Annotated in this window: 14 protein-coding genes; 7 read left to right on the top strand and 7 right to left on the bottom strand. The window is 63.3% G+C overall.

Annotation, left to right across the window (positions count from 1 at the left end; all coding sequences use genetic code 11):
• Together V3330_RS07205 and V3330_RS07200 are read left to right on the top strand one after the other, a co-directional pair.
• The gene (locus V3330_RS07205; protein ID WP_354694729.1) at window positions 1-555 is read left to right on the top strand and encodes a Smr/MutS family protein; all 555 of its coding nucleotides are present in this window, start codon (window positions 1-3) and stop codon (window positions 553-555) included.
• Window positions 552-872, top strand: a complete 321-nt coding sequence (locus tag V3330_RS07200; RefSeq protein ID WP_354694728.1) for a DUF3301 domain-containing protein — start codon at window positions 552-554, stop codon at window positions 870-872. Before V3330_RS07205 ends, V3330_RS07200 begins: the two co-directional genes overlap by 4 nt.
• Window positions 873-899: 27 nt before the next feature.
• Here the strand turns inward: V3330_RS07200 and V3330_RS07195 are convergent, their stop codons facing one another.
• Genes V3330_RS07195 through petA form a run of 5 tightly spaced genes read right to left on the bottom strand, consistent with a single transcriptional unit; the run spans window position 900 to window position 4,605 of the window.
• Window positions 900-1,301, bottom strand: coding sequence for a ClpXP protease specificity-enhancing factor (locus V3330_RS07195; protein WP_354694978.1), 402 nt, complete (start codon window positions 1,299-1,301; stop codon window positions 900-902).
• 32 nt (window positions 1,302-1,333) lie between these two features.
• Window positions 1,334-1,972 carry a glutathione S-transferase N-terminal domain-containing protein gene (locus V3330_RS07190; RefSeq protein ID WP_354694727.1) on the bottom strand — a complete coding sequence of 213 codons (639 nt, stop codon included), beginning with the start codon at window positions 1,970-1,972 and terminating at the stop codon, window positions 1,334-1,336.
• A 58-nt stretch (window positions 1,973-2,030) separates the two neighbouring features.
• Window positions 2,031-2,765 (bottom strand): cytochrome c1, encoded by a 735-nt coding sequence (locus tag V3330_RS07185; RefSeq protein ID WP_354694726.1) that lies wholly within the window; start codon window positions 2,763-2,765, stop codon window positions 2,031-2,033.
• Window positions 2,765-3,988, bottom strand: a complete 1,224-nt coding sequence (locus tag V3330_RS07180; protein ID WP_354694977.1) for a cytochrome b — start codon at window positions 3,986-3,988, stop codon at window positions 2,765-2,767. The genes V3330_RS07185 and V3330_RS07180 overlap by 1 nt, the downstream gene beginning before the upstream one ends.
• Before the next feature lie 20 nt (window positions 3,989-4,008).
• Entirely contained in the window at window positions 4,009-4,605 is a 597-nt protein-coding gene (gene petA / locus V3330_RS07175; RefSeq protein ID WP_354694725.1) for a ubiquinol-cytochrome c reductase iron-sulfur subunit, read from the bottom strand.
• 272 nt (window positions 4,606-4,877) lie between these two features.
• Here petA and V3330_RS07170 point away from each other — a divergent pair, with 272 nt between their 5' ends.
• Window positions 4,878-6,008, top strand: coding sequence for a S1C family serine protease (locus tag V3330_RS07170; protein WP_354694724.1), 1,131 nt, complete (start codon window positions 4,878-4,880; stop codon window positions 6,006-6,008).
• A gap of 33 nt (window positions 6,009-6,041) precedes the next feature.
• On the opposite strand, the gene dcd is transcribed toward V3330_RS07170, so the two are convergent.
• Window positions 6,042-6,611: a dCTP deaminase gene (gene dcd / locus V3330_RS07165; RefSeq protein WP_354694723.1), complete on the bottom strand. Its 570-nt coding sequence runs from the start codon at window positions 6,609-6,611 to the stop codon at window positions 6,042-6,044.
• 43 nt (window positions 6,612-6,654) lie between these two features.
• Window positions 6,655-7,743 carry an iron-sulfur cluster carrier protein ApbC gene (apbC, locus tag V3330_RS07160; protein WP_354694722.1) on the bottom strand — a complete coding sequence of 363 codons (1,089 nt, stop codon included), beginning with the start codon at window positions 7,741-7,743 and terminating at the stop codon, window positions 6,655-6,657.
• 139 nt (window positions 7,744-7,882) lie between these two features.
• Here apbC and metG point away from each other — a divergent pair, with 139 nt between their 5' ends.
• The 4 genes from metG to rsxC are packed head-to-tail and all read left to right on the top strand — an operon-like array spanning window position 7,883 to window position 12,695.
• Window positions 7,883-9,925 (top strand): methionine--tRNA ligase, encoded by a 2,043-nt coding sequence (gene metG / locus V3330_RS07155; RefSeq protein WP_354694721.1) that lies wholly within the window; start codon window positions 7,883-7,885, stop codon window positions 9,923-9,925.
• A gap of 16 nt (window positions 9,926-9,941) precedes the next feature.
• Window positions 9,942-10,523: an electron transport complex subunit RsxA gene (gene rsxA, locus V3330_RS07150; protein WP_354694720.1), complete on the top strand. Its 582-nt coding sequence runs from the start codon at window positions 9,942-9,944 to the stop codon at window positions 10,521-10,523.
• A 13-nt stretch (window positions 10,524-10,536) separates the two neighbouring features.
• Complete coding sequence (rsxB, locus tag V3330_RS07145; RefSeq protein WP_354694719.1) at window positions 10,537-11,121, top strand: electron transport complex subunit RsxB; 585 nt, start codon at window positions 10,537-10,539, stop codon at window positions 11,119-11,121.
• A complete protein-coding gene (gene rsxC / locus V3330_RS07140) occupies window positions 11,121-12,695 on the top strand; it encodes an electron transport complex subunit RsxC (protein ID WP_354694718.1) in 1,575 nt (524 codons plus the stop codon). Before rsxB ends, rsxC begins: the two co-directional genes overlap by 1 nt.
• The last annotated feature ends 19 nt before the right edge of the window (window positions 12,696-12,714 follow it).

Raw genomic sequence — 12,714 nt, 5'->3', positions numbered from 1 at the left:
ATGGAGTCGAAGAAAAAGCCCAGAACGGACAGGGAACTTTTCCGGGAAGCCATGTCGGATGTGCGCCCGTTGAAGCCCGACAACCGCCATGCAGCGCCGGTCAAGCGGCCGGCGCCGACACCGACTCAGCGCCGGCGCGACGAAGCGCGAGTGCTCGAAGAACTGCTCGATCCCGTCACCGACCCCGCCGATCTCGAAACCGGAGAAGAACTTCTGTTCCTGCGGGAGGGCTCGCCGCCCCGCCTGTTGCGGCGCTTACGCCGCGGCTACTTCAGCATCGAGGATTCCATCGATCTCCACCATATGGACCAGCAAACCGCACGCACTGTTCTGGCTCACTTCCTCACCGGCGCCCTGCGCCGGGGTCTGGGCTGTGTGCGGATCGTCCATGGCAAGGGATTGCGCTCGCGGGATTTGCCGGTGCTCAAACTCCTGACCGGCCGGATGCTGCGCAAGCACCCGGCGGTGGTGGCCTACGCCTCCTGCCGGCCCGCCGACGGCGGCACGGGCGCGGTCGCCGTCCTGCTCAACGGTCAACGGCGCGGGACCCGATGACCGGCCTGATCCTGCTGCTGCTCGCCCTGCTGGCCGGCACGGTCTGGTGGCAGTTTCTCAAGGGCCGTGAAATGGCACGGCGGGTCGCCGGACTGGCCTGCCGCGACCACGGATTGCTGTTGATGGACGACACGGTGATACTCGACGGCGTCAAACGGGACCGACGGGCCGGCCTGCCGCGTTTCGGCCTGCGTTATCGCTTCGACTACGCCCTGCAGGGCCGGTTGCATCGGGGGAGCAGCGTATTGATTACCCCGCAGGGACGGGCGACGGTTGTCATCGACACCGAGAGCGGCCAGGTCATCGAGGAATTCTGAGCCGGCCACCGCCGGATGCTAATGAGCCTACTTGACCAGCTTCAGGTGGGGGCGCTTCGATCCGTCGTCTTCCGGAGCCGGTCCGGGCCCGGAATCGGGATCCGTCGGCGGTGGGGTTTCGTCGTCCTGGGCGAACATCATGCCCTGACCGTTCTCCTTGGCGTAAATCGCCAGCACGGCCTCAACCGGAACGCTGACCTCATGGCTGCGTCCGGAAAAACGGGCGTTGAAGGACAGCCAGTCGTTGGCCAGGTTCAGGTCGCGGACGGCTGCGCCGTCAATGTTGAGAATGACCTTGCCCTTCTGCACCGCCTGCTCGGGAACGTTCACGCCTTCGACAGCCGCATCCACCAGGATGTGCGGAGTCATGTGGTTATCACTGATCCACTCGTACAGGGCCCTGAGCAGATAGGGACGGTTGGATGTCATGTCACCGGGCATGGCCGTGGTTCCTGACGGCCTCAACCGGCGTTGAGAAGCATGTCACGCTCGGCCTGGGTCAGGCTGGCCTTGAACGAATTGCGCGAAAACAGTCGCTGCGCATAGGCTTCGACAGCCGCCCCGGCCTTGCCGAGCTTGATCCCGTAGAACGGCAGGCGCCACATCAATGGAGCGAGCGTGCAATCGACCAGGGTCAATTCGGCGCTGAGGACGTAATCGTCCATTTTGAACAGCTCATTGCCGGCAATCAGGCTTTCGCGCAGTTGTTTGCGCGGTTTTTCCCCTTTCTTGCCGGACGTGGCTTCAACCTCATGCGCCAGTACGTACCAGTCACGCTGGACCCGGTGGTGCACCAGACGCAGTTGTGCGCGGGATACGGGGTCGACGGGCATCAATGGCGGATGCGGGTAGCGCTCATCGAGGTAGTCGTTGATAACGCCGGCGTCGTACAGCACCAGGTCACGATCGACCAGGGTTGGCGTTTCGTTGTAAGGATTGAGCTCGGCGAGGTCTTCAGCGGCCGACTCATCTTCGCTGACATTGACAATGTCGACGTTGATGCCCTTTTCCGCCAGGACAAACCTGACCCGGTGACATTCGATGCAGGTTTCGGACGAATAAAGCGCCATCGTGGAACGTCCGCGAGCTGAAATGGCCAATGTGTTCTCCCTGTAATCCGGTTTCGTGCGGGCGCGCCGGCCGAAGGTCGATGCGCAATCAGTGAACGTCGCGCCAGTATTCAGCCTTCAAGGCGTACGCCACGAGGGCGAAGGCCGCCAGGAACAGCATGACCCAGATGCCGATGCTCTTGCGCTGTAATTTCGCCGGCTCGCTCAGGTAATCCAGAAACGTGGCGATGTCCCGTGCAGTCTGCGCGTATTCCTCGGGTGTCTGCAAGCCGGGCGTGTCGACCACCAGGTGATCGACCACCGCCTCATCTCCGTGTTCAGCGTAGACGGGCTTCTGTATCCCCTGCAATTGCCACAGCACGTGCGGCATGGACGCATTGGGCAGCATCAGGTTGTTCCAGCCGCCGGATTCGTCCTGGTAAAAGGTCAGAAGATAGGTGTACAGCCAGTCGGTTCCGCGTGAGCGCGCACTCAGCGACAGATCCGGCGGCGCCTTGCCCAGCCAGGCTGTGGCCTGTTCCGGTCGCATGGCGATATCCATGGTTTCACCGATCTTGGCATCGGAGAAAACCAGGTTGTTCATCACCTGATCCTCGCTCAGGCCGAGATCTTCGACGAGGCGGTTGTACCGCATGTACTGGGCGCTGTGGCACGACAGGCAGTAGTTGACGAACCACTTGGCGCCGCGCTGAACGGCCGCCACGTCACGAGCATTGACGCCGGCGTGCTGGAGGTGGCCGCCACCTTCGCTCGCGGCCGAGGCCGTCTGGGCGATCAGGCCGACCGCGAGGGCGAAAACCGTAGTCGCAAGCTTCCTTTTCATCAGTGTGTCACCCGTTCGGGAACCGGCTTGGTTCGCTCTTTGGGGCTGAAAAAGTACAGCACCACGAAATAGCCGAAGTAGACGAAGGTCCAGATGCGCATTTCGATGGTCTGCGCCGGCGTGCCTTCGGACATGCCAAGAATTCCAAGCCGGATGAACGCGACCACGAACACACCGAGCAACAGCTTGAATTGCCAGCTGCGGTAGCGAATCGATTTCACCGGCGAGCGATCCACCCAGGGCATGAAGAAGAGAATCATCACCGAAGCCCCCATCAGCAACACGCCCATGAGCTTGTCCGGAACCGCTTTGAGAATGGCGTAGAACGGCGTGAAATACCAGACCGGCTTGATGTGGGTGGGTGTCACCAATGGATCGGCAGGAACAAAATTATCGTGCTCCAGGAACAATCCGCCCGCCTCCGGCCAGAAAAATATCACAAACGCGAATACCAGCAGGAACATCGCCACACCGAAAATGTCCTTGACGGTGTAGTAAGGGTGGAACGGTATGCCGTCTTTGGGAATACCGTTCTCGTCCTTGTTCTTCTTGATCTCGATGCCGTCGGGGTTGTTGGATCCGGTCTGGTGCAATGCGGCAAGGTGAAGCACGACCAGCACCAGCAGAGCCAACGGAATCGCGATGACGTGCAATGCGAAAAAGCGATTGAGCGTTGCGTCCGAGATGAAATAGTCACCGCGGATCCACTCGGTGAGCGGCTCGCCGATGGCGGGTATGGCTCCGAACAGGTTGATGATCACCTGCGCGCCCCAGTACGACATCTGGCCCCAGGGCAACACGTAGCCCATGAAGGCCTCGGCCATCAGGGCGACATAGATCAGCATGCCGAGAATCCACAGTAACTCGCGCGGCTGCCGGTGCGAGCCGTACAGCAGGGCGCGGAACATGTGCAGGTAGACGACGATGAAGAAGAACGATGCGCCGGTGGAGTGCATGTAGCGAATCAGCCAGCCCCATTCCACGTCGCGCATGATGTACTCGACCGATGCGAACGCTTCCTGGGCCGACGGCTTGTAGTTCATCGTCAGAAAGATGCCGGTGACGATCTGCATCACCAGTATCAGCAGGGCCAGCGAGCCCATGTAATACCAGAAATTGAAATTCTTCGGCGCGTAGTACTTCGCCAGGTGATCATTGTAGAACTGGGTGACGGGCAGACGCTCGTCGATCCAGTTCATGAATGCGGTCGCCCGCTTGGACATCGTGCTTGCAGGCTTGGCCATCAGGCGACTCCCTCCGGATTGACCCCGATCAGCAGGGTTCGGTCATCGACAAACCGGTACGGTGGAATTCTCAGGTTGGTCGGCGCCGGAACCCCTTTGTAAACCCGCCCGGACAGGTCGAACTTCGACTTGTGGCAGGGGCAGAAAAACCCGCCCTTCCAGTCGTCGTCGAAGGGCTGCGCGCCCACCGTCGGCACCATCTCAGGCACACAACCGAGGTGGGTACAATGCATATTGACCACGAGGTATTCCGGTTTCAGGGCACGGGGCTCGTTCTGGGCGAAACCGGGCTGCTCGGATTCCTGCGATTCGGGATCACGCAGGCGGTCATCGAGTTCGGAAAGTATGTTCAGGCTCGCCTCGGTTCGGCGTAAAACGCCGATGGTCTGTCCTCGCCACTGTACCTTGAGTAACTGGCCCGGCTCCAACGGCTCCAGGTCGACCTGGACCGGTGCGCCGATGGCCTTGGCCTTGGCACTGGGCTTCCACGATTCAATGAACGGCACGGCGGCGAAGCCGGCTCCGGTTGCTCCGACCACCGAAGTGGTGGCGATCAGAAACCGGCGTCGTCCATTGTTCACGCCATCGGTTGGCATCTGCGTCTCCAGCTGAAAGATGTCCCTGCGGGGTCAGTTTCGATTGTATTCCGGCCTGGCGGCGGGACCATGCCCGAACCGGGCAACTGCTCCCCATTCCGGCGCAACCCGATTTCCGGGGCGATCCGGTCAAGCCATTATCCTGCAAGCCGAAACGCCTATTTTATCCGAAACGCCACATGCGAAACAACGGATATGGCGATAGAATGGCGGATTCCGACCTGTGCCGGCGCCTTGCGTGCCGGCCAAGCGCAACGCCCGGACCGAACCCGATGAAAAATGCCAAGGAAATACTGGGTTTCCTCTTCCGTGCGCTGGTCGCCGGACTGGCCCTGGCCTTCGTCGCCGTGTACCTGTGGCCAGCCATCACCGAACCCGAGGCAGCCGACGCAGCACCCGTGGAAAACCCGGCCGCGCAGGCCAACGGGGGTGAGCTGTCGGGCCCGTTCAGTTACGCCGACGCGGTGGACCGCGCCGCGCCCGCGGTAGTCAGTATCTATACCATGTCCCTGGAGCCCCAGGGCCTGCCGCCATCGATCGAGCGTGAGACGGGGCGCCGGTTTCTGTACCGCATGCGCCGCGACATGGGTTCCGGCGTGCTGATCAGCGAGGACGGTTACATCCTCACCAACCACCACGTGATCAGCAAGGCGCAGAACATCCGGGTGGCGCTCTGGGACGGCCGGCTGGCTGGCGCCCAGGTGGTCGGTTCCGACCTGGAAACCGACCTCGCGGTGCTCAAGGTCAATCTGACCGGCCTGCCGACCGCGCCGATCGGCGAGGACACTTCGCCGCGGGTCGGTGACGTCGTTCTGGCCATCGGTAACGCATTGGGCCTGAGCCACACCGTCACCCTGGGCATCATCTCGGCGACCGGTCGCGAAACGGCAGGTTCATCGGTTTACGAGGGATTCCTGCAGACCGACGCCGCCATCAACGCCGGCAACAGCGGCGGCGCGCTGGTCAATGCACGCGGGGAACTGATCGGCATCAACACACGCAACCTGTCCGGCGTGACCGGCGCGCAGAACATCGGCTTCGCCATCCCCATCGCCACGGCGCGTGCGGTCATGCGTCAGATCATCGAATACGGCTCAGTGCGGCGCGGCTGGCTCGGCGCCCTGTTTTCGGATCTGCCACCCACCACTGCGGCCGACGGATCGTCGGTTCTGCGGGGCATCTTCGTGCGCGACGTGACCCGCAGCGGTCCCGCCTGGGAGGCGGGCATCCGCGACGGCGACCAGATCGTGACCCTCAACGGCGAACCGGTTGAGGACGTCGCATCCTTCAATCTGGAAATTGCATCCACCGCGCCGGGCACCCAGGTGGAACTGGAAGTGCGGCGGCGGGGTGAGGAATTTCAGACCTACGCGACCCTGATCCAGCAGCCCCCCATGCGCTGAGATCAACCGGCGCGGAACGAGTGTGATCCGGGTTCAGGCCCTGGGCAGCGTAACGCCGCGCTGGCCCTGGTACTTGCCCGCCCGGTCGGCATACGAAACTTCGCAGGCCTCGTCCGATTCGAAGAACAGAAATTGCGCCACGCCCTCGTTGGCGTAGATTTTCGCCGGCAGGGGTGTCGTGTTGGAAAACTCCAGGGTGACGTGCCCCTCCCACTCGGGCTCGAGCGGCGTGACATTGACGATGATGCCGCAGCGTGCGTACGTGGACTTGCCCAGACAGATGGTCAACACGTTTCGCGGAATGCGGAAATATTCCACGGTATGCGCCAGCGCGAAAGAATTGGGCGGGATGATGCAGACGTCGCCGGTGAAATCGACGAAGCTGTTGGCGTCGAAATGTTTGGGATCGACCACCGCGCTGTTGATGTTGGTGAAAATCTTGAATTCCCGGGCGCAACGGACGTCGTAACCGTAGCTGGATGTGCCGTGGGAAATCTGCTGTTCGCCTGACTCACCTCGGCGCACCTGGCCGGACTCGTACGGCTCGATCATGCCATGGCGCTCCGCCATGCGGCGGATCCAGCGATCGGACTTGATGCTCACTTTGAACTCCGTGTCGGGTAGGGGGCCGTCAGGCAGACCGTCTTCAGCGATTCTGCACCTGAATCTTCGGCAGATTCAGCTGCAGGCTGCGCGGCCGCCGGGCCAGGAGCGCCGCCGTGCGGCGGGCGAACTCGCGATAACTGGCCGCGATGTCCGACTCCGGATCCGCGTGCACGGTGGGGTCGCCCGCATCGAGGTCGGAACGTATGCGCAACGCCAGCGGCAGCTGACCCAGCAGGGGAATGTCATATTCCGAAGCCATGCGCGCTCCGCCGCCGGTACCGAAAATCGGCTCCTCGTGTCCGCATTGGCTGCACACGTGGGTACTCATGTTCTCGACCACCCCGAGGACGTGGGTGTCGACGCGCCGAAACATCTGCACCGCCTTGCGCGCGTCCAGCAGAGCGATGTCCTGTGGCGTGGTCACGATCACACAACCGCTGACCGGCACCTTCTGAGCCAGGGTCAGCTGGATGTCGCCGGTGCCGGGAGGCAGATCCACGATCAGGTAATCGAGATCATCCCAGTCCGATTCGCCCAGCAATTGCTGCAGTGCCGAGGTCACCATCGGGCCGCGCCAGATCATCGGCGTATCTTCCTCGACCAGGAAACCGATCGACATGACCTGCATGCCGTAGGCTTTCTTGGGCACGATCCGCTTGCCCGTCGTTTCCGGCCGGCCTGCGATATTCAGCATCCGCGGAATGCTCGGGCCGTAGATGTCGGCATCCAGCACGCCGACCCGGGCGCCGTCGGCCTGCAGCGCCATGGCCAGGTTGACAGCGGTGGCGGATTTGCCCACGCCACCCTTGCCGGAACCCACCGCGACGATGTTGCGCACCTGTTCCATGGGCTTGAGTTCACCCTGAACCTGGTGCGCGAATACACGCCAGTCCAGGGTCACTGTGGCCCGGCTGATGCCGGGATCGGCTTCGAGGCGGTCGCGAACGGCGGTAATCAGTGAGTCGCGCGTGCCGTCCACCGGATATCCGGCGCGCAGATCCACCGCGACGGCATCGCCGTCGACGCCGATGCCACGCACCCAGCCCAGCGAAACGATGTCATCGTCGCTGTACTCGTCTACGACCTCCGAGAGCAGGGTCTTGATGTGTTCTTCGTTGAGTGCAGTCATGTGCCTAGCGGATCAGATGGTCCGTCGTTCTGAAGTTAGCGGCATTGTATCGATTTCTCCGCGCCGCGACAGCCCGGGCAGTGCAGGGCATGGGGCGGCCGTGACATAATTCGCCCTTGCCGAATCACGATCACGAGTAATGACACAGAACAAGCGCCAGATACTGCTCACCAGCGCCCTGCCCTATGCCAACGGCGCCATCCATATCGGGCACATGCTCGAATACGTTCAGACCGATATCTGGGCCCGGTTCCAGCGGTCGCGGGGACACGAATGCTATTTCGCCTGGGCAGACGATGCCCACGGCACTCCGGTGATGCTGTGGGCCCGCTCCGAAGGAAAAAGCCCCGAAGAGCTGATCGACCGGATGAACGAAGAACACCGGCAGGACTTCCGTGACTTCGGCGTCAGTTTCGATAATTACTCGTCCACCCACAGCGACGCCAACCGGGAACTGGTCGAGCGCATCTACACGGCGCTGGACCAGGCCGGACACATCGAACGGCGGACAATCGAACAGCTGTACGACGAAAAAGAAGGCATGTTCCTGCCCGACCGGTTCATTCGCGGCACCTGTCCCAAGTGCGGCACCGAGGACCAGTACGGCGACAGCTGCGAGTCCTGTGGCAGCACCTACGCCCCAACCGACCTGGTCAATCCGAAATCCGCGGTCAGTGGTTCGGTCCCGGTGATGAAACAGTCGGAGCACTTCTTCTTCCGTCTGTCCGACTTCGAGAAGCCGCTGCGCAAGTGGATGGCCTCGGGTTCCCTGCAACCCGAAGTCGCCAACAAACTCAAGGAATGGTTCGAGGACGGCCTGCGCGACTGGGACATCACCCGGGATGCCCCGTACTTCGGCTTCTGCGTTCCCGGAACCACCGACAAGTATTTTTACGTGTGGGTCGATGCACCGATCGGCTACATGGCCAGCTTCAAGGAACTGTGCGACCGCGAGGGGCTGGATTTCGACGCCTGGTGGGGCCCCGATTCCACGGCCGAGGTCCACCACTTCATCGGCAAGGACATCGTTTATTTCCACACGCTGTTCTGGCCTGCGATGCTGATGGGCTCCGGGTTTCGCACGCCCACCGCGGTACACGCGCACGGATTCCTCACCGTCGACGGCGCCAAGATGTCCAAGTCACGCGGCACCTTCATACGTGCGCGCACCTATCTCGACCACCTGGCCCCGGACTACCTGCGCTATTACTTCGCCGCCAAGCTCGGATCCGGCATGGCCGACATCGACCTGAACCTGGACGATTTCGTCCAGCGGGTCAATTCCGACGTGGTCGGCAAGGTCGTCAACATCGCCAGCCGCTGCGCCGGCTTCATTCAGAAGCGATTCGACAACCGCCTGGCCGATTCGCTGCCGGAACCCGACCTGTATCAATCCTTCGTGGACGCCGGCGACGCCATCGCCACGGATTTCGAGCAACGCAATTACCAGTCCGCCATCCGCCGCATCATGGCGCTGGCCGACGAGGCCAACCGGTATATCGACGAGCACAAGCCGTGGCAACTGGCCAAGCAGGAAGGTACGGAAGCCGCCGTGCACGGCATCTGCACCCAGGGCATCAACCTGTTTCGCGTGCTCATCACCTGGCTCGCTCCGGTGATGCCCTTCACCGCGCAGCGAGCCGGCGACTTCCTCGGCGTGGATGTCACCCGCTGGGACGCGATTGCCGAACCGCTGTGCGGATGCGAGGTGAACACCTTCCAGGCCCTGCTGACCCGGATCGATCCGGAACGGGTCGAGGCCATGGTCGAGGACTCGCGGCAGACCCTGGCCGAATCCGCCCCGGACGCCGGCGCAGACGAATCCGCCGGGCAATCCGACATCGAACCCGTCGCCGAGACCATTGGCATCGATACCTTTTCCCGGGTGGATCTGCGCATCGCCGCCATCGTCGAAGCGCGCGAGGTTCCCGGGGCCGACAAACTGCTGCAGCTGACACTCGACATCGGGGACGGGACCCGCACGGTGTTTGCCGGCATCAAGTCCGCTTACCGGCCGGAGGATCTGAATGGCCGCCTGACCGTCATGGTCGCCAACCTGCAGCCGCGCAAGATGCGATTCGGAGTTTCGGAAGGCATGGTTCTCGCCGCCGGCCCGGGTGGCGATGATTTGTTCCTGCTCGCTCCCGACAGCGGTGCGCGCCCCGGCATGCGGGTGACATGAAGCCGTCGGCCACACGATGAGTGACTACCTGCTGATCCTGGTCAGCACGGTACTGGCCAACAATTTCGTCCTGGTCCGCTTCCTCGGGCTGTGCCCGTTCATGGGCGTATCGAACAAGCTGGAGGGCGCCATCGGCATGGCGGTCGCGACCTTGTTCGTACTCACCCTGTCGTCGGTCGCCAGTTACCTGCTCAGTCGTTATCTGCTGCAGCCGCTCGGCCTGGAATACCTGTCGACCCTGAGTTTCATCCTGGTGATTGCCGTCACGGTGCAACTCACCGAGATGATCATGCGCAAGTCGAGTCCCCTGCTGTACCGGATTCTCGGCATTTTCCTGCCGTTGATCACAACCAATTGCGCCGTGCTCGGCGTGGCCCTGCTCAACGTCCAGGAACAGCATGACCTGCTGCAATCCGCGCTGTACGGATTCGGCGCGGCGGCCGGGTTCGGCATCGTGCTCGTGACTTTTTCCGCGGTGCGTGAGCGGCTCGCGCTGGCGGATGTGCCCGTGCATTTCCGCGGCGCCCCGATCGGCCTGATCACGGCCGGGCTCATGGCGCTCGCCTTCATGGGCTTCACCGGCCTGGCCCGGCTCTGACGGAGCGGGCGGCATGCTCTGGGCCATCGTCTCCATCACCCTGCTGGGTCTCGCCTTCGGTTTTGGCCTCGGCTGGGCCGCCCGCATCTTCCGGGTCGAATCGGACCCGGTGGTGGATCAAATCGACGCCATTCTCCCGCAAACCCAGTGTGGCCAGTGTAATTTTCCGGGCTGTCGGCCGTATGCCGAAGCCATCGCCGCGGGCGAGGCGGAGATCAACCAGTGCCCCCCGGGTGGCGAAGCCGGCGTGCGCGCACTGGCCGACCTGCTTGGTACCGAGGTCCTGCCGCTCAATCCGGAGAACGGAGCCGAAGCGCCGCCGGAAGTAGCCGTCATCGACGAGGCGCGCTGCATCGGTTGCACGCTGTGCATCCAGGCCTGTCCGGTGGATGCGATTCTGGGTGCGGCCAAGCGCATGCACACGGTGATCGGTCCGGAGTGTACAGGTTGTGAGCTTTGCCTCCCCCCCTGCCCGGTGGACTGCATCGACATGGTGCCGGCGCCACCGCTGACGTCGTGGCGCAGACCTCGCCCGGGCACCTCTCGCGAAGCATCGGCTTTCGGCCCGGCCGGAATCCCTGCGACCGGCGGCCGCTGATGCACACCGACCCCATGGAACGTGCCCGTAATGCGGGCAACACCCTGCACCCGTTTTACGGCGGGCTGAGATTACGTCATCACAAGCGCATCTCGTGCACGCTGCCGCTGGCGCATGCGCGCCTTCCCACGCGCCTGTTCGTGCCGTTGCAGCAACATGCCGGACCGCCGGCGGAAGCCCTGGTCGTTCCCGGACAGAAAGTCCTCAAGGGCGAACCCATCGGGCGTCACGAACAACCCTCTCGCGGATGGGTGCATGCACCCACCTCGGGCACGGTCACCGCACTCGCGCGCCGTCCGGTCACGAATCCCTCCGGCGATGACGGTCCCTGCGTGCTGCTCAGGCCCGACCGGTTGGATACCTGGACCGATCTCCATCCGATCGACGACTGGGAGACCGCGACGCCGGAACGGCTGCGCCGCGCCATCGGCGAAGCCGGCATCGTCGGCCTGGGCGGCGCCACGTTCCAGACCAGCCACAAGGTGGCGGACGCCCGGCAGCAGACCGTCCATACGGTGATACTCAACGGCGCGGAATGCGAACCCTATATCAGCTGCGACGAAATCCTGATGCGCATGCAGCCGGAACGGGTGATTGCCGGCGCCCGCGTACTGCAGCGCGCGACCGGCGCCGAACGCACGGTCATCGCCATCGAGGACCAGATGGGCGCCGTCGAAGGCGCACTGCGCGATGCACTGTCGCGCAGCGGTGCAACGGAGGCCGGCGAAGTCATCGATATCGTCAAGGTCACCACCCTCTATCCCGAGGGCGGTGAGCGTCAGTTGATCCAGGTCCTGACCGGCCTGGAAGTACCGCGTGGTGGCCGGCCGACCGATATCGGCCTGTTGTGCCAGAACGTCGGCACGGCCGCTGCCGCGGCGGACGCGGTCATCGAGGGGAAACCCCTGATCGAGCGCATCGTCACCGTGACCGGTGGCGGTGTCCGGACCCCGCGAAATCTCATCGCGCTGCTCGGCACGCCGGTGGCCGATCTGATTGACCAGAGCGGTGGCTACACCGCCCAGGCGGCACGGCTCGTGATCGGAGGTCCGTTGATGGGCTACGCGGTCCGCTCCGACGACAACCCCGTGGTCAAAGGCGTCAATTGCGTCCTTGTTCTGACCGGGGACGACGTCCGTCCCGAACAGCCGGAAATGCCCTGCATTCGATGTGGGGAATGCGCCCGGGTCTGCCCGGCGCGATTGCTGCCGCAGCAGCTGCATGCGCAGGTGTGTCACGACCTGTTGGACGAAGCCGCCGATTTCGGGCTGGACGCGTGCATCGAATGTGGCTGCTGTGACTATGTCTGCCCCAGTCACATTCCGCTGTCGGAGTGGTTCCGCTTTGGCAAGAGCGAGTGGCGGCTGCTGCAGAAAGAGCGGGCACGTGCCGACGCGGCCCGCCAACGCTTCGAGGCCCGTGAGTCGCGACTGGCGAGAATCAGGGACGAGCGGCAAAGGCGCATGGACGAGAAAAAGCAGGCCTTGCGCGACGACGCCCGCCGCAAACGGCGTATCGCCGATGCCGTGGAGCGGGTGAAATCACGCCAAACGGCTCCGGGCGGCGATTCGTGACCCGTCGATTCGCCACCGG

Source organism: Elongatibacter sediminis (assembly GCF_037892215.1).
GTDB classification, from domain to species: Bacteria; Pseudomonadota; Gammaproteobacteria; order Xanthomonadales; family SZUA-36; genus Elongatibacter; species Elongatibacter sediminis.
The sequence above is the reverse complement of the archived record's forward strand: the minus strand, read 5'-3'. Positions and strand labels throughout refer to the sequence as shown.